Source organism: Bacteroides sp. L10-4, assembly GCF_013373675.1.
Lineage (GTDB): Bacteria > Bacteroidota > Bacteroidia > Bacteroidales > Bacteroidaceae > Bacteroides > Bacteroides muris.
This window is the reverse complement of the sequence record NZ_JABXJH010000054.1, coordinates 1-17,903: the sequence shown is the minus strand read 5'-3', so window position 1 is coordinate 17,903 and position 17,903 is coordinate 1. Positions and strand designations below refer to the sequence as shown.

General features: G+C 48.6%; 14 protein-coding genes and 2 pseudogenes. 14 read left to right on the top strand and 2 right to left on the bottom strand.

What is annotated here, in order from left to right:
- Window positions 1–156 precede the first annotated feature (156 nt).
- Window positions 157–3,072 (top strand): bifunctional fucokinase/fucose-1-phosphate guanylyltransferase, encoded by a 2,916-nt coding sequence (locus HU824_RS15620; RefSeq protein ID WP_369692705.1) that lies wholly within the window; start codon window positions 157–159, stop codon window positions 3,070–3,072.
- Window positions 3,073–3,078: 6 nt separating this feature from the next.
- Here the strand turns inward: HU824_RS15620 and rlmH are convergent, their stop codons facing one another.
- Window positions 3,079–3,552 carry a 23S rRNA (pseudouridine(1915)-N(3))-methyltransferase RlmH gene (gene rlmH / locus HU824_RS15615; protein ID WP_176469321.1) on the bottom strand — a complete coding sequence of 158 codons (474 nt, stop codon included), beginning with the start codon at window positions 3,550–3,552 and terminating at the stop codon, window positions 3,079–3,081.
- A 94-nt stretch (window positions 3,553–3,646) separates the two neighbouring features.
- Between rlmH and HU824_RS15610 the strand changes: the two genes are divergently transcribed.
- From HU824_RS15610 to HU824_RS15570, 9 genes and pseudogenes are all read left to right on the top strand, one after another.
- Window positions 3,647–4,039 carry a DUF4783 domain-containing protein gene (locus HU824_RS15610; protein WP_136010654.1) on the top strand — a complete coding sequence of 131 codons (393 nt, stop codon included), beginning with the start codon at window positions 3,647–3,649 and terminating at the stop codon, window positions 4,037–4,039.
- A complete protein-coding gene (gene nadC / locus HU824_RS15605) occupies window positions 4,032–4,880 on the top strand; it encodes a carboxylating nicotinate-nucleotide diphosphorylase (RefSeq protein ID WP_176469320.1) in 849 nt (282 codons plus the stop codon). The genes HU824_RS15610 and nadC overlap by 8 nt, the downstream gene beginning before the upstream one ends.
- Before the next feature lie 230 nt (window positions 4,881–5,110).
- A complete protein-coding gene (locus HU824_RS15600) occupies window positions 5,111–5,821 on the top strand; it encodes a hypothetical protein (RefSeq protein WP_176469319.1) in 711 nt (236 codons plus the stop codon).
- Window positions 5,822–5,827: 6 nt separating this feature from the next.
- Window positions 5,828–6,532 (top strand): annotated as a pseudogene (locus HU824_RS15595) (hypothetical protein).
- Window positions 6,533–6,582: 50 nt separating this feature from the next.
- Window positions 6,583–7,191 carry an RNA polymerase sigma factor gene (locus HU824_RS15590; RefSeq protein WP_176469318.1) on the top strand — a complete coding sequence of 203 codons (609 nt, stop codon included), beginning with the start codon at window positions 6,583–6,585 and terminating at the stop codon, window positions 7,189–7,191.
- Window positions 7,178–8,278: an outer membrane beta-barrel protein gene (locus tag HU824_RS15585; protein ID WP_176469317.1), complete on the top strand. Its 1,101-nt coding sequence runs from the start codon at window positions 7,178–7,180 to the stop codon at window positions 8,276–8,278. The genes HU824_RS15590 and HU824_RS15585 overlap by 14 nt, the downstream gene beginning before the upstream one ends.
- A 19-nt stretch (window positions 8,279–8,297) precedes the next feature.
- Entirely contained in the window at window positions 8,298–8,855 is a 558-nt protein-coding gene (locus HU824_RS15580) for a DUF4943 family protein (RefSeq protein WP_136010658.1), read from the top strand.
- 4 nt (window positions 8,856–8,859) lie between these two features.
- Entirely contained in the window at window positions 8,860–9,522 is a 663-nt protein-coding gene (locus HU824_RS15575; protein WP_176469316.1) for a DUF4858 domain-containing protein, read from the top strand.
- Between the two features lie 76 nt (window positions 9,523–9,598).
- A complete protein-coding gene (locus HU824_RS15570) occupies window positions 9,599–10,546 on the top strand; it encodes a nitronate monooxygenase family protein (RefSeq protein WP_176469315.1) in 948 nt (315 codons plus the stop codon).
- Window positions 10,547–10,918: 372 nt separating this feature from the next.
- Here HU824_RS15570 and ald read toward each other — a convergent pair whose 3' ends face one another.
- Window positions 10,919–12,022, bottom strand: a complete 1,104-nt coding sequence (gene ald / locus HU824_RS15565) for an alanine dehydrogenase (protein ID WP_176469314.1) — start codon at window positions 12,020–12,022, stop codon at window positions 10,919–10,921.
- A 197-nt stretch (window positions 12,023–12,219) separates the two neighbouring features.
- Between ald and HU824_RS15560 the strand changes: the two genes are divergently transcribed.
- The 4 genes and pseudogenes from HU824_RS15560 to HU824_RS15545 all read left to right on the top strand — a co-directional run.
- Entirely contained in the window at window positions 12,220–13,953 is a 1,734-nt protein-coding gene (locus HU824_RS15560; protein ID WP_255260537.1) for a M23 family metallopeptidase, read from the top strand.
- A 167-nt stretch (window positions 13,954–14,120) separates the two neighbouring features.
- Window positions 14,121–15,764: a C69 family dipeptidase gene (locus tag HU824_RS15555; RefSeq protein ID WP_176469312.1), complete on the top strand. Its 1,644-nt coding sequence runs from the start codon at window positions 14,121–14,123 to the stop codon at window positions 15,762–15,764.
- Between the two features lie 81 nt (window positions 15,765–15,845).
- A complete protein-coding gene (locus HU824_RS15550) occupies window positions 15,846–17,588 on the top strand; it encodes a phospho-sugar mutase (RefSeq protein WP_136010663.1) in 1,743 nt (580 codons plus the stop codon).
- A gap of 152 nt (window positions 17,589–17,740) precedes the next feature.
- Window positions 17,741–17,903: pseudogene (locus tag HU824_RS15545) on the top strand (IS5/IS1182 family transposase); the annotation flags it as partial.

The window sequence follows — 17,903 nt, the reverse complement described above, 5'->3', positions numbered from 1 at the left end:
TGACATGTTATAAATATCGTGTATTGCACGCTATTTATACTCAGTCGTATTTTCGTAAAGGAACACAAGCTTGATACCAAAGAAATAAATTGAAACTTCCTATGTCAATTGCTCAATATTGTTTTACTTTGCTCTTAAATAGTAAGCAATACAGCAATCGATATGCAGAAATTATTGTCTTTGCCGCCTAATCTGGTGTCGGCATTCTATGAACTGGAAAATGTAGACCGTACGGAATGGTTTTGTACTTCCGACCCGGTGGAAATGAAACTTGGCTCGGGTGGGGGAACTACCTGGCTCTTGAGAGAATGGCAGAAGGAACGGGATAGGAAGTATTTGGCGGAGGAACGTATTCCAACAGAAAAGTGCATTCCAACAGAGAAAAGCCTTCCAGCAGAGAAGCGTATTCTGCTGCATGCCGGAGGACAAAGCCGTCGTTTACCGGGATATGCACCGTCGGGCAAGATATTGACCCCAATTCCGGTGTTTCGCTGGGCGCGTGGACAAAAACTGGGACAGAATTTATTATCCCTTCAACTCCCGCTTTACGAAAAGATTATGGAGCAGGCTCCCGAAAGGCTGCATACGCTGATTGCCAGCGGTGATGTGTATATCCGTGCGGAAAAGCCGCTTCAAGAGATTCCCGATGCAGATGTGGTGTGCTATGGACTGTGGGTAGACCCGTTGCTTGCCACACATCATGGTGTGTTTGTCTCAGACCGGAATCGGCCGGAATCCTTGGACTTCATGCTTCAGAAACCCTCTCTGGAAGAATTGGAAAACCTATCCAAAACACATCTCTTTTTAATGGATATCGGCATCTGGTTATTGAGCGACCGGGCCGTTGACCTGCTGATGAAACGTTCGCAGAAGGCAGATGGGGCTTTGGACGCGGATGCGCCATATTCCGACTTGAAATACTACGACTTGTATGCTGACTTCGGCTTGTCTTTAGGAAATCATCCCCGTATTGAGGACGAAGAACTGAACAGCCTCTCTGTCGCCATATTACCTTTGCCTGGAGGCGAATTCTACCATTATGGAACAAGCCGCGAACTGTTGTCTTCAACCGTTACCTTACAGAATAAGGTCTACGACCAGCGCCGGATTATGCACCGGAAGTTGAAGCCCAATCCGGCCATCTTTGTACAGAATGCGGAAGTGCATGTCCCCCTTGCTTCGAAGAACGACAGCCTTTGGATTGAAAACAGCTTTGTTGGAGCTTCTTGGCGGCTGGGGGCACGGCAGATTATCACGGGTGTTCCCAAGAATGACTGGATGCTGACCATTCCGGACGGTATATGTATTGATATAGTTCCGCTTGCCGACCATCGCTGGGCAGTACGCCCCTATGGTTTTGACGATACTTTTAAGGGGGATATTCGGGATGAAAAGACACTGTTCCTTGGGATGTCGTTTTCGGAATGGCTGGCCGAACGGGGATTGGTGTCGGAAGACATCACCGGCAGAAAAGATGACCTGCAGGCTGCTGCCATCTTTCCGGTTGTGAAAGATAAAGAGCGGATGGGGACGGTACTTCGATGGATGGTTTCCGAACCGGGCTTGACGGAAGGAAAGGCTGTCTGGCTGGAGAGTCATCGGTTGTCTGCCGACGAAATTTCAGCACAAGCCGACTTGCGTCTGCTGTATGCACAGCGGGAGAGTTTCTGCAAAGGAAACTGGGAAGTGCTGGCACGCAACCATGCAAAGAGTGTATTCTATCAACTCGACTTGATGGATGTGGCCGGTGAATTCCATAAATTCGGCATCGACAAGCCGGAAGTATTACCGACAGACGCTCCGCTGATGCAGCGTATCCATAACCGGATGTTGCGCGCACAGATTGAGAAGCTGGACGGAAGGGACTTCAAGGCAGACGAGCAGGCCGCATTCGGCTTGTTGCGCGAAGGACTGCTGACTGATTTGTATGAACGCAAGAGCAGTCCCCGCCTGAATGTGTATAGTGACCAGATAGTATGGGGGCGTAGCCCCGTACGCATAGATATGGCGGGAGGATGGACAGACACTCCGCCTTACTCCTTGTTTGCCGGTGGGAATGTGGTGAATATTGCCATTGAACTGAACGGGCAGCCGCCTTTACAAGTGTACATCAAACCTTGCGCGGAGCATCGCATCGTGTTGCGCTCCATTGATATGGGAGCCATGGAGGTGGTGAATACTTTTGAGGAATTGCAATCCTATTGCACGATAGGTTCCCCCTTTTCCATTCCCAAAGCAGCATTGGCGTTGGCCGGGTTTGTTCCGGCTTTTTCGGAAACGGTTTATCCATCGCTGGAAAAACAACTGGAAGCCTTTGGCACAGGTATAGAGATTACATTGCTTTCCGCCATACCTGCAGGTTCCGGTCTGGGCACAAGTTCCATTTTGGCTTCTACTGTCTTGGGCTCATTGAGTGACTTTTGCGGACTGATGTGGGATAAGAACGAAATATGCCGCCGCACGCTTGCCTTGGAACAGTTGCTGACGACCGGCGGCGGTTGGCAAGACCAATATGGTGGAGTGTTGCAAGGCATCAAACTGTTGCAGACGGAGGCTGGATTTGCTCAGCAACCATTGGTGCGCTGGCTGCCCGAGCATTTGTTTGCCCATCCGGAATACCGCGATTGTCATCTGCTGTATTACACGGGCATCACACGCACAGCCAAGGGCATTCTTGCAGAAATAGTGCGTTCTATGTTCCTCAACTCCTCCCTGCACCTGGGATTACTGGAAGAGATGAAAGCACATGCCTTGGGTATGGCCGAAGCCGTTCAACGGAATGACTTCAAGGGTTTCGGAACACTGGTAGGCAAGACATGGATGCAGAAGAAGGCACTGGACAGTGGAACAAATCCTCCTGCCATAGAGGACATTATCCGTCAGATAAAAGACTATACCTTAGGATATAAACTGCCGGGAGCCGGTGGGGGAGGTTATCTGTATATGGTGGCTAAGGATCCGCAGGCAGCCCTGCGCATCCGTGAGACCTTGACGCTGAATGTACCGAATCCGAGAGCCAGGTTCGTAGAAATGTCACTCTCGGATAAGGGATTCCAGGTGTCGAGAAGCTGAAATTCATTATTCATGGTGATACGGCCCCCCGTTCAGTATGTTCATCGCCCGGTAGAGTTGTTCCACAAAGATGAGGCGTACCATCTGATGGGAAAAGGTCATGCGTGAGAGGGACATTTTCTCGTGTGCCGCCTCGTACACTTTTTGGGAGAATCCGTAAGGGCCTCCGATAATGAATACCAGCCGTTTGTTCACGATATTCATCTTGCGCTTCATATAGTCTGCAAACTCTATGGAGCGCATTTCTTTTCCACCTTCGTCCAACAGTACGACCACATCTCCCGGCTGGAGAGCTTTCAGTATCAGTTCCCCTTCCTTTTCCTTCTGTACTTCCATAGAGAGGCTCTTGGTGTTTTTCAGTTCGGGGATGACCTCCATCTCGAATGAGAGATAGCGCCTGGTGCGTTGCACATAGTCGTTGATGGCTGTGATAAAGTGTTGTTCTACAGTTCGTCCTACGACGAGCAGAGTTGTTTTCATGCTGGTTCTGTTTTGATTAGCGCACAAATTTAGTATTTTTTTATTGTATTTTGAGACAAATGCTTACCTTTGCCTATCATAAATACTTGTGAAAATGAAAAAACGGGTAATCTTTTTGTTGACCGGTCTCTTCATTTGGACGTCTGTGCTGCTGGCCCAGAACGTTCCCGAGGGAGTGATTGGAGCCTTCAAGGAAGGAAACTCTCAGGAGCTCAACAAGTATCTGGGTGAAAAGGTCGATTTAATCATTCAGAATAAGTCGACCCACGCCGACAAGCGGACGGCAGAGGGCACAATGGCTGCTTTCTTCTCCAACCACAAGGTCGGCGGTTTTAATGTGAACCATCAGGGGAAACGTGATGAGTCAGGTTTCGTCATCGGTACCTTGATGACCGCAAATGGAAACTTTCGGGTGAATTGTTTCTTCAGAAAAGTACAGAACAAATATGTCATACATCAAATAAGGATAGATAAAACAGATGAATAAGGAAGAAGAATTGATTGACAGGCTGATAGACCTGGCTTTCGCCGAAGATATAGGCGATGGAGACCATACAACCCTTTCGTGCATTCCTGCTACGGCAATGGGCAAGTCCAAACTGCTGATAAAAGAACCGGGCATACTGGCCGGTATCGAGATAGCCAAGGAGGTGTTCCGTCGTTTCGACCCTACCATGAAGGTGGAAGTGTTTATTAATGACGGTACAGCCGTAAAGCCGGGTGACGTGGCCATGATTGTGGAAGGCAAGATACAGTCGTTGCTGCAAACGGAGCGTCTGATGCTGAACATCATGCAGCGCATGAGTGGCATTGCCACCATGACACACAAGTATGCCGAGCAACTGAAAGGTACGAATACCCGTGTGCTCGATACCCGTAAGACCACTCCGGGCATGCGTATCCTCGAGAAAATGGCGGTAAAAATCGGTGGCGGTGTAAACCACCGTATCGGCTTGTTCGATATGATTTTGCTGAAAGACAACCATGTGGACTTTGCCGGAGGAATCGACAAGGCCATCAACCGTGCGAAGGAATATTGCAAGGAAAGAGGTAAAGACCTCAAGATAGAAATAGAAGTGCGCAACTTCGACGAATTGCAGCAAGTGCTCGACCTAGGCGGCGTAGACCGTATCATGTTCGACAACTTTACGCCGGCAATGACAAAGAAAGCGGTGGAGATGGTAGGTGGCCGCTATGAAACGGAATCTTCCGGCGGCATCACGTTTGATACGCTCCGCGACTATGCTGAATGCGGTGTGGACTTTATTTCAGTAGGAGCTTTGACTCACTCCGTGAAAGGATTGGACATGAGCTTTAAAGCATGTTGACAAAGGCGGAAAGCATTATTGCAGAATAATAAGGAAAGCCTCTCATAAAGAATGCTGCATTACGGCAGACTTATGAGAGGCTTTCTCTTGATAACCAGCAGAGTAATGACTCCTGAAAAAACAGATGGTGTATTGGGGTGAAACAGATGGTCTGTTGGGGACGGATAGATGATGCGTTTGGCTATAACGGATGATGTGTTTCAGAGTAATGGATAATAGCGTAGGAAGATATGAAAAACATAACATGGAATAAAGTAAAAACAACTGTCAAAAATTGGCAAGTGGGAGACTACATCCGGCAGACTTCCATTGTGGTGATTGGTGTACTGATTACCTTTGCCGGTAGTGAGTTGGTTTCTCAAAACTCCGAGAAGAAAGATATTCAAGCCACCATGTCGCTGATTAGGGATGAACTGAAAAGTAACCGGGAAAATTATAAGAGTATCGTTTCAGAGTTTAGAGAGGATGAACGTCTTTCCAGCTTATTGGTGGAGCATGACTTAAAGCATCGGACGATACCGGAAGATTCATTGATACAGTTCCGCTTTCTTATGGGGCATATCCGCAGTTTTTATTATAGTCAGAATGCATTGGATATACTTAAAAACTCCATGTTGATGCAGAAGATTTCAGATAAAGAGCTACTGTTGCAGTTGACCGGAATCTATGAGGTATTGGATGGATTTAGGGCGACTATGAATGGCTATTACGATATGAAGGACGAAGTTATGGTTCCTTTCCATTTGGCATTGACTGACGAACAGACGGACCAGATAAATCGTGGAGGATATGAGGCGTGGGATATTTACTTGTCGGACAGGTCGGTACGGAACTTTGTCAGGGTAGCGCGGAACTATTTTACGCCGGACTATGTAGAACGTGTGGGAAAACGTATAGACGAGGCAATACAAGCGCTTGAGAAAAAGTATCATTTAGAATAAAAAGATATGGGAAAGACAAGCTTTAACAGGTTGAACCATAAGATAAAAAGCTGGCGCATAGGTGATTATTTCCGTCAGCTCAGTATTGTGGCTGCGGGCATCATTGTCACTTTCTGGGGAAACGACCGGATTACCGAGAACGCCCGCCAAAAGGAAGTGCGTGCTACGATGCAGCTGATAACGGAAGAGTTGGAATATAATAAGCAGGAGCTCCGTAATATAAAGCACTTGTTGGATATTGACATACACATGAGTCTGCTGTTGAAGGAACATGATATGGATGTATCCAAGATACCGACAGATACTCTGTGGAAGTATGGCAAGCTTTTCAATAATATGGATGAATTCTCTTATAGGACAGATGCGCTGGATGTGCTGAAAGGTTCTTCATTGATGCAGTATATACCGGACAAACGTATGTTGCAGGATGTATTGCAGACTTATTTTGAGTTGGGCAGGAAACAGAGGGATGTCGGTGATTACTATGCAACGAAAACAGATGCTCTTATGAGTGCTGCCATGTCCAGGGAGTTGGCGCATGTTTTTGATGGTGACGACAGTCTTCGGGACCAGGCCTTGTTTCTTGTGTAGTATAAGAAATTTATCAATTACGTCAACATGGTTCCCGGTTTTCTGTATTGGCATGAATTTGATGAATTGGATGAAAGGCTGGCCAAGCAGATTCAAGTATTGAAAGCCAAATATAAGTAATCTCCGTTCTTTAACATCTTTTTATATTTAATTCAGCAGCATTTTCAAAAATGCTGCGTCTAACTAACAAACGACGCGAAGAGGCGTCCGTAAAACGAGCACTGACATTGGAAAATGAGATAGAACTGATTGAGGGCTGCCGGGCAGGAAAGGATTCCGCCCGAAAGGAATTATACACCCTCTACTCCAAGCAGATGCTGGCGGTATGTTACCGCTATACGGGCGATGTCGATGCGGCCCATGACGTATTGCACGATGGCTTCATCAAAATTTTCACCCACTTCACCTTCCGTGGCGAATGTGCATTGAGTACCTGGGTGACAAGGGTAATGGTGACGCAGGCGATAGACTACCTGCGGAAACAGCAACGTTTCAGCCAACTGGTGGTGAATGAGGAACAGTTGCCCGACATTTCGGATGAAGCGAGCATTGCCGAAACCGGAGGCCGTATTTCCGAAGAAATGCTGATGGCGTTCGTGGCGGAACTTCCCGATGGATGCCGTACTGTATTCAACTTATACGTCTTTGAGGAGAAATCGCACAAGGAAATAGCCGAAATCCTCCACATCAAAGAGCATTCGTCTACCTCGCAGTTGCATCGTGCTAAGTGTTTGTTGATAAAAAGAATTAAAGAATATACTGAATATGAGAGAAAATGATGAAATAACCGGTTTGTTCCGCAGTCGTCTTGCCGGCGCAGAGATGACAGTGCGGGAGGACTTCTGGGAAGGGTTGCAACGTGACTTGCCGTCACCGGTTGCCGCAAAAGGCAGGAGGCCGCTTTTTCTTTCTCCGAGGTTTCACCGCGTAGCCGCAGCCGCCTCTGTTGTATTTGTACTGGGAGCTGCTTCTGCCGCTTTCTGGTATTTCTCTCCGAAAGAGGAAATCAAGGAGGCCTTTACACAAGTGGCGGCCATGACGCCGGAAGGCAACTTGAACGGGGATGTGGTGCAGGAAAGTTTTCCCTCTATCCGTCAGGCGAACCCCGTGGCACAAAAGCCCGGTACACAGCATCCCGCCAACGGCATTCCGGCAGGATTGACGGCGCAGGCCGATGAGGATGAATCCATGTCTGTCCATGTTTCCATCCGGATTACCCAACGGGTGTACGGAAACCGGCAGCAGCCGGGAAACGGTTATTACAGTAACGGAACTCCGGCCGGAAACGGGAACTACCATTCAAATCCTGGCCATAAGGATGCTGATATAGATAGAATGCTGCCATCTTCTGAGGAAGAACCGGCAAAGTCTGTGGCTGTATCGCCATCTAAGCCCCGTAATTGGGCATTGAAAGCAGGCATCGGCACTTCCCTGCCGAAAGGGAATTTCCATATGCCGTTCACGGCCGGGGTAAGTGTGGAACGTCGTTTGAACAAGCATTTCTCCTTGGAAGCCGGTCTTCAGTATAATTGCTTGGATGGTGACCGTACGTTGCATACGCTGGGAGTTCCGGTAAGGTTGAACATGATGCTGGCCAGTACGCCGAAAGTGGATTTCTATGCTATGGTAGGTGGAGTAGCCGAGAAATGCATTGCAGGTGCTCCGGACAATGGTTTCGGCGCAGAGCCGGTACAGTTGTCGGTTGCTGCCGGAGTAGGGGTACGCTATAAAATGAACGACCGTTTTGCCTTGTTTGCAGAGCCGTCCGTTTCTCGTCATTTTGATACGGATTCACAGACGAGAACCTTGCGTACGGAACGGCCCACCAATCTGAATCTGTTGTGCGGCCTGCGCATGACTTATTAATCTTAAATATCATGCAAATATGAAGACTCTATGCAATAAATTACATATATTCGGGCAGACTATGCTGCTTGTATTCTTTACTCTTTCTGTTCTCTCTTTGGGCTCTTGCAGCAAAGAAACGTTGGACTACAACCATCCGGATGTAGGCTTGTTTGTCAAGCAGTTGAAGGCTGGTAAATATTCTACTCAGAGTCCGGATGGGTTGAGTAACATGCCCAAGTTCACTTCCGAAGATATAGAGGAATTGCTGAAGTATGCCGAGGACTTGACGGCCATTCCCGCTTTTCCTCTGGCTCCGGTGTCCTATTCGGCAGGCGGCAAGCTGCGTCTGGGCGAATGCATCTTGTGGACGGTAGAGACTATCCGCCTCGGGAATAATGCTTCGATGGGATGCAAGATGGTACATACGGATGCGGAGAATTATGAAGGTATCTATTTCCTTTCGGACGAAGAGGTGCTGGATGCCGCTTCGCGCTACCGCCGCTGGTGGGAAACCCGTAAGTATCCACGGACTATGTGGACGATTGACCCCTGTTATGACGAACCGCTTTGTGGTAGCGGATATATGTGGTGGTGATTTTATGAGAAAGTTTATACTTGTTTGGGGGCTGCTCTGTGCAGTAGCCTTCCCTTGCTATGCCCAAAACTGGACCTCTCAGGACTCGTTGAGGCTGAACCGGTTGCTGAAGGGCGAGGGGGAGATAAAACTGAATCCGGAGGCATTGCAAGAATTGGAAATGAATAATTCCCTGGGCAGTCCGAAAGCGGTGATGGACAAGTCGTGGATGGATTTTGATAATTCATTGCCCGTCATGCCGAAAGCGCCCGAGAAGAAAGTGGTACTTACCCTGCGTCCCTATACGGCCAATACCAAATATAATTGGGATCCTATTTATCAGAAAAAAATAAAGGTAGACAAAGATACGTGGCGGGGAGACGAATTCTATGCGCTTAAGATTCTGACGATTCCCACGAATTGGGCTAAACATCCGTTTGATGCCGGTCTGCGTGAGACGGTGGAGCAGATTGAGGCAACCGGTCTGCGTTACCGGGTGACGGAGCGTGCCAATAATATGGCTGTGGGCGGTTGGCAGCGTATCGGTGGTGTAGGAATATCCGGGCTAGACCTGATGGTGCCTTTTACCCGTGAGTTTTGGAATTTCAAAGGCCGGAAGCGCCGTGCCCGTACGCTGGAAGTATTGAAGGCGTATGGTGACTCGATAACAGTTTCGGGAAAACAGTAATTTATTACTTTTGTCAGATTTTGAACTTTCTTTCTCCTCTTCTTGTTTTCATCAGTAACTTTTAAGAAAAGTAAGAATGAACAGATTGACTTCTCTATTCGGAATAAGATATCCGATAATTCAAGGTGGCATGGTGTGGTGTAGCGGCTGGAGACTTGCTGCTGCTGTAAGCAATGCGGGAGGGTTGGGCTTGCTCGGTGCAGGTTCGATGCACCCCGAAACGTTGCGGGAGCATATCAGGAAATGCCGTGAGGCTACGCATCACGCTTTTGGTGTGAATATTCCTTTGATGTATCCTCAAATAGAAGAGATAATGCAGATTGTGGTCGACGAGGGAGTGAAGATTGTATTTACATCTGCCGGCAGCCCTAAGAAATGGACCGGGTGGTTGCACGAGCGTGGCATCACGGTGGTGCATGTTGTTTCGTCCTCGCGTTTTGCCGTGAAGGCTGAAGAGGCGGGCGTCGATGCAATAGTTGCCGAGGGCTTCGAAGCCGGTGGGCATAATGGGAGGGAGGAGACTACCACTCTGTGCCTGATACCTGCTGTACGTGCAGTTACTACACTTCCTCTGATTGCCGCCGGCGGCATTGCGACGGGCGAGGCCATGCTGGCCGCCCAGGTGTTGGGGGCAGAAGCTGTACAGATTGGTACACGCTTTGCCTTGACAGCAGAGAGTTCTGCAAGCGAGGTGTTCAAGGATTACTGCTTGCATTTGGAAGAAGGGGATACTCGTCTGCTTTTGAGGAAATTAGCTCCGGTACGTCTGGCGCGCAATAACTTCCGCAGTGCCGTAGAGGCTGCTGAAGCTGTGGGAGCTTCAGAGGAAGAACTTCGTAGCTTTTTAGGGCGTGGCCGTGCCAAACGTGGTATTTTTGAAGGTGACCTGGAAGAAGGGGAACTGGAAATAGGGCAGGTATCCGCTTTGCTGCATGGAAAGGGAGTGCAATCTGTGGCGTCGGTCGTGCAAGAGTTGGTAGAGGAGAGCAGAAAGGCGTGGGAGAGGATGCGGGAAGCGTTCTGAAAAAACGGTGACAAGATAATTATACATAAGTCTTTTCGTATTTTTGACTCGGTATAGAGAATCATTGATATTATAAGTCCGGTATTTAGGAGACGCGCAGACGGTCGTTGTTTTTAAATTTTTCTAATAAAGAAATCCATTATAGAGTTATAAGTTATAAGTTGTTTGCTGATTACAGTGCCTGCCAGCAAATAACTCATAACCTATAACTCATAACTAAAAAGAGAAGCTCATGTCTCTATTCATTACAGACTTCTTTCAGACCTTGTTCCACACTAGTTCCAAGAAATCTCCGTTCATTTTCAATCTTTGCATTACACTGCTCGCTATGTGGCGGGAGAAAGAAGAAAATGTGTCAAAGTTCTCTTTTTCCTATTTTTCCGGTTCATATTTCAACCCGAAGACGTCGGCTACGGCTTTGTATGTTACCTTGCCTTCCACTATGTTCAATCCCAACGCCAGGGCCGGGTCGTCCTTGCAGGCTTGTCGCCAGCCTTTGCATGCCAGAGCAACGGTGTAGGGCAGGGTGGCATTTGTCAGCGCCATGGTTGAGGTGAAGGGAACGGCGCCGGGGATATTGGCAACGGCGTAGTGCACAATTCCGTCCACAATGTAGGTAGGGTCGCTGTGCGTGGTAGGGTGGGAGGTTTCAAAACAACCACCCTGGTCGATAGCTACGTCCACGAGTACGGTGCCGGGTTTCATCATCTTCAGCATTTCCCGGGTGATGAGATGTGGGGTCTTGTCACCGGGAATGAGTACGGAACCGATTACCAAGTCGATGTTCGGTAATTCCATTATGATGTTATGAGTGGAAGAATAGAGTGTCTTTACGTTTTTCGGCATCACTTCGCTCTGGTAGCGCAGACGGGGGAGATTGATGTCTGTAATCAGCACTTCGGCGCCCATTCCGGCAGCTATCTGTGCGGCATTGGTGCCCACGATACCACCTCCAAGGATAAGTACGCGCGCGGGGCGTACACCCGTCACGCCGCCCATCAGTTTTCCCTTGCCGCCTTGTGGCTTTTCAAGGAAGCGGGCTCCTACTTGCGTAGCCATACGTCCTGCCACCTCGCTCATGGGAGTAAGTAGCGGAAGTGAGTGGTCTTCCTTTTCCACGGTTTCGTAGGCGATGCAGACAGCACCGCTTTCAATCATGGCTTCGGTCAGTAATTTATCGGCGGCAAAGTGGAAATAGGTAAATACCACTTGTCCCTTTTTAATCAGTTTGTACTCCGGTGCAATAGGTTCCTTTACCTTGACAATCATGTCGGCTACGGCATACGTGTCTTCAATGGTCGGTAAAGTCTTTGCACCTACGGCGATGTAGTCATCGTCGGAGAAACCGCTGTTTGCGCCTGCCGTGGCCTGCACATACACCGTATGACCTTTTTTCACCAACTCGGCTACTCCGGCAGGGGTCATGCCCACACGGTTCTCGTTGTTCTTGATTTCTTTGGGTACTCCGATAATCATAACCTTAAAGTTTTAATTGGGGGTTAAACATGGCGCAATATAGCGATTTCCCGGCTTGGGTGTTATCGGTGCATCTATGTTCTTCAACAGGATTTTTATGTATGTTTTAATCAATGATAATTGTAGCTTTCTGTAGGTAGAGAGAACTATTCTTTTTATATTTGCATGCATTTAAAATAATATTGACCCTACAAAATATGAAATATCCTATATTTTTCTTTCTTTTGTTCTTTATTGGTAGTGTGCAAAGCGGTTATGCCCAAGAAACCGATACAGACAAGCCCTCCTTCATCCCGCCTTTTGATTTTCCCATCATTTTTTCCGGTAACTTCGGCGAGATACGTGCCAACCATTTTCATGGCGGACTGGATTTCAAGACCGGCGGCACCATAGGCAAGGCGGTACGCGCCTTGGCAGACGGATATATTTCGCGTATCCGCGTCACCCACGGCTCAGGCTATGTGCTCGATGTGATGTATGATAACGGCTATACCGCCATCTACCGTCATCTTAGCGCCTTTGTGGGTGAAGTGGCAAAGCGAGTGAAGGCTCTTCAGTACGAAAAGGAAAGCTGGGAAGTAGAGATAATTCCCGAGCCTGCTCCCGTGTCAGATGAGGGAGACGATAGAGATAGAGGCAGTAATAATCTCGGGGTGCATATCTTGGGCGAATATCCCGTGAAGGCCGGTCAGATAATAGCTTTAAGCGGAAACACCGGATACTCTTTCGGTCCGCACCTGCATCTGGATATGATAGAGACGGCTACGGACGAATATATAGACCCGCTGCCTTTCTTCATGGACAAGGTGAAGGACAAGACTGCTCCGCGTGCCGAAGGTATCATGCTGTTTCCCCAGCCGGGAAAAGGAGTGGTGGAGGGCAAGCAGACGCGACGGGCTTTTCCGGCACATCCAACGAAACCCATTACCGCCTGGGGACTGATTGGTGCAGGTATCCGTGCCTACGATTATATGGACGGAGTGCAGAATAAATATGGCGTGAAGACGGTGATTCTCGAAGTGGACGGCGAGGAAGTCTTCCGCAGTACGGTAGACCGCTTTGCATACGAGGAAAACCGATATATCAATTCGTGGACGCAAGGTCAGTATATGAAGTCTTTTATAGAGCCGGGCAACCGCCTGCGCATGCTGCAGGCATCCAACGGCAATCGCGGACTGGTGGAAATCAACGAAGAACGCCCTTATCGGTTTGTCTATACGCTGAGCGATGCGCTGGGAAATACCTCCAAGGTTCGCTTCACGGTGCAGGGGCAGAAGACGACAATTGCTCCGGTGGAACATCGTGAGAAATACGCACTCAAATGGGACAAGGTGAACTATCTGCAGGAACCGGGGTTAGAATTGGTCATTCCGAAAGGAATGCTCTACGATAACGTCCTGTTGAACTATTCTGTGCGGGCTGATAGCGGTGACATAGCTTTCACCTATCAATTGAACGATACCCGTATTCCTATGCACGGTGCCTGTGATTTACGTATCGGCTTGCGCCGACGTCCGGTAGAGGATATGACCAAATATTATGTGGCGGGCGTGACGGCGCGCGGTGGAAAATACCGTATCGGCGGTAAGTATGAGGATGGTGTCATGAAAGTGCGTATACGGGATTTGGGGACTTATACCGTGGCAGTGGATACGGTTCCACCGGTGATAACTCCCGTGAACCAAGCCCAATGGGGACGTACGGGAAAAATCATCTTCAAGGCCAAGGACAAGGAAACCGGCATCAACACTTATCGGGGTACGATTGACGGAAAATATGCCTTGTTTGGAAAGCCCAACTCCATCAGTGGTAACCTGGTGTGCGAGCTCGACCCGAAACATGTGGAGAAAGGCGGCAAGCATGTGGTGGAGATGACGGTGACGGATGGCTGTGGCAACTGTACCACCGAACAGTTTGATTTTGTATGGTAAAGCCTCTCCCCCGACCCCTCCTTCGTAGGGAGGGGAGGTCGGAAGTTACTTTTGCTATATATAGTGTAATAAATAAGTGTAATAAAAATATGTGTAACAAGCTATCATTTTCTTCTCCCCTCTCTTTCGGAGAGGGGACGGGAGTGAGGCCTTAATTTATTAGAAGTATGAAAAGTAAAAGACTGACTCTTTCCGTCTTGTTTGTTGTGGCAGCCGTGGCGAATGCGCTGGCCTGCACCAATCTTATCGTGGGCAAGAACGCCTCCGCGGACGGTTCTACCATTGTTTCCTATTCTGCCGATTCCTATGGCTTGTTCGGCGAGTTATATCATTATCCGGCCGGCATGCACAAAAAAGGCACGCTGATTGACATACACGAGTGGGATACCGGCAAATACCTCGGGCAGATAGAACAGGCCCGCCAGACGTACAACGTCATCGGCAATATGAACGAATTCCAGCTCACTATCGGTGAGACGACATTCGGCGGACGTCCCGAGTTGGTAGATACCACCGGCATCATCGACTACGGCAGTTTGATTTACCTTGGTCTGCAACGCTCACGCACCGCCCGCGAGGCTATCAAGGTGATGACGGAATTGGTGCAGGAATATGGCTATTACAGTAGTGGAGAATCCTTCACCATTGCCGACCCCAACGAGATATGGATTATGGAGATGATTGGCAAAGGACCCGGTGTGCGTGGTGCCGTATGGGTAGCTGTCCGTGTGCCTGACGATTGTATCTCCGCTCATGCCAACCAAAGCCGTATTCATCAGTTCAACATGAACGACAAGGAAAACTGCATGTACTCTGCCGACGTCATCTCCTTTGCACGTGAGAAGGGTTACTTTGATGGTGTGAATAAGGATTTCAGTTTTGCCGATGCCTACGCTCCGCTCGATTTTGGTGCCCGTCGCTATTGCGAGGCCCGTGTATGGAGCTATTTCAATATGTTTACCGACCGCGGTAACGAGTTCCTGCCTTATATATTAGGCGAGACGAACACTCCGATGCCCTTGTTTGTGAAACCCAACCGCAAGGTTTCCGTGCAGGATGTGAAGAACGCCATGCGCGATCATTATGAAGGTACTCCTCTCGATATCAGCAAAGATTTCGGCGCAGGCCCGTATCATACCCCGTACCGTCTTTCTCCACTCTCTTTCAAGGTGGGCGACCAGGAATACTTCAATGAGCGTCCCATCTCCACTCAGCAGAGTGGTTTCGTATTCGTGGCACAGATGCGCTCCGAGTTGCCCGACCCTATCGGTGGAGTACTGTGGTTCGGCACGGATGATGCCAACATGACGGTATTTACGCCCGTATACTGCTGTACGGACAAGGTTCCTGTGTGCTACACCCGCGTGGACGGCGCCGATTACATCACTTTCTCCTGGAACTCCGCTTTCTGGATTTTCAACTGGGTGGCCAATATAGTTTATCCCCGTTATGACTTGATGATGGGCGACGTGCGTGCCACTCAGACAGAGTTGGAGACAACTTTCAACGAAGCGCAGGAAGGCGTTGAGGCTGCTGCTGCCAAACTGCTGGAAAAAGACCCAGCCAAAGCAAAGGCATTCCTTACCAATTATACGAACATGACTGCCCAAAGCACCTTCGATACTTGGAAACGTCTTGGCGAGTTTCTTGTCGTAAAGTATAATGACGGTGTTGTCAAACGTATGAAAAACGGTCAATTCGAACGTAATTCCATTGGCCAGCCGGCAGGCGTAATCCGCCCGGGATACCCGAAGGAGTTCCTTGAAGAGTATGTCAAGCAGACGGGAGACAGATATAAAATGCCTGAATAAAATTAGGATATTTGAACTTATTCTTCTACATTTGTGTTTTACAAAAAAGTTTATATTAACTCTTAAAATAATAACAGTCTTATGGAAAATCAGGAACTGATTAAGCAGGTGACTGAGAAAGCCGAAAAATGGCTTACCCCGGCGTATGATGCCGAAACTCAGGCGGAAGTGAAACGCATGTTGGAAAATCCAGATAAAACCGAATTGATAGACAGTTTTTATAAAGACCTGGAGTTTGGAACGGGCGGTCTGCGCGGCATCATGGGTGTGGGTACAAATCGCATGAACATCTATACCGTAGGAGCAGCTACTCAAGGTTTGTCCAACTATCTGAACAAATGCTTTGCAGATAGAGATGAAATCTCTGTAGTGGTAGGCTACGATTGTCGTAACAACAGTGACAAGTTTGCCAGAATCTCTGCCGACATTTTCTCGGCAAACGGCATTAAGGTTTATCTTTTCGATGCCCTTCGTCCTACGCCGGAAGTTTCATTTGCCATTCGTCATTTGGGATGCCAAAGTGGTATCAACATCACTGCCAGCCACAATCCCAGAGAATACAACGGCTACAAAGCTTATTGGGATGACGGTGCGCAGGTGCTCGCTCCGCACGACACAGCCATCATCGACGAGGTGAACAAGGTGACTGTGGACGACATCAAGTTCAACGGTAACCCGGAGTTGATTCAGATGATTGGTAAGGATGTGGACGATGTTTATCTGAGTATGGTTCATTCCATTTCCATCGACCCCGAAGTCATCTGTCGGCAGAAAGACCTCAGCATTGTGTATACTCCGCTTCACGGCGCAGGCCGCGTGCTCATTCCAGATTCACTGAAGGAGTGGGGATTTGAAAATATCAACTGCGTGCCCGAACAGATGGTGAAGGATGGCAATTTCCCGACAGTGGTTTCTCCGAACCCCGAAAATGCCGAAGCCCTTTCCATGGCCATTGCGCTGGCCAAGAAGATTGACGCCGACATCGTGATGGCAAGTGACCCGGATGCCGACCGTGTTGGTATGGCCTGCAAGGACGACAAAGGCGAATGGGTGCTTATCAACGGTAACCAGACTTGTCTCATCTTCCTGTACTACATCATCAAGAACCGTATTGCAATGGGCAAGATGCAGCCGAACGACTTCATCGTGAAGACCATTGTGACGACTGAACTCATCAAGGCTGTGGCGGACAAGAACAAGATTGAAATGCGCGACTGCTACACCGGCTTCAAGTGGATTGCCCGCGAAATCCGTCTGAGCGAAGGCAAGCAGCAGTACATCGGTGGTGGCGAAGAAAGCTACGGCTTCCTGGCCGAAGACTTTGTCCGTGACAAAGACGCGGTTTCTGCCTGCTCTTTGCTGGCCGAAATCTGTGCTTGGGCCAAAGACCAGGGCAAGACACTCTATGACGTATTGATGGAAATCTATGTAGAATACGGATTCTCGAAGGAAACCACCGTGAATGTGGTGAAACCCGGTAAGAGCGGTGCCGAGGAAATCAAGGCGATGATGGATAACTTCCGTGCCAATCCTCCGAAGGAAATAGGTGGTTCGGCTGTCAGCCTGATTAAGGATTACAAGACGCTGGAGCTTACTGATGCTCAGGGTGGTGTAAGCAAGCTGGATATGCCCGAGACATCCAATGTACTTCAGTATTTCACTGTAGACGGCACGAAGATTTCTGTCCGTCCTTCCGGTACGGAACCGAAGATTAAGTTCTATATCGAGGTGAAGGGCGAGATGGGCTGTCCGAAATGCTATGCCAGTGCTGATGCCGAAGCTGAAAAGAAAGTGGAGGCAGTGCGCAAGTCACTCGGCATCTGATAGGAAAGAGTAAAATGTGTATATAATGTTCGGAGGAGGTTGTGTCAAAATGCTGGCACAACCTTTTTTTATGCGCAAAGCCCGGACTTTCCCAAGCCCAGGCTTTGTTATTACCCAAAGTTTATGTAACTTTAGGCATCATTTTTTTCGTTATGGCAAAGTTACATTTTCGTCCTTACATTCCCAACCAAACCGTTCTTTTTCCACAAAGAATTGATGAAAACATAGCTGCGGACGACCCTGTCCGCATAGTCAATGCAGTTGTTGATAATCTCAATCTTGATAATTTCAAGAAGCTTTATAAAGAAACGGGGC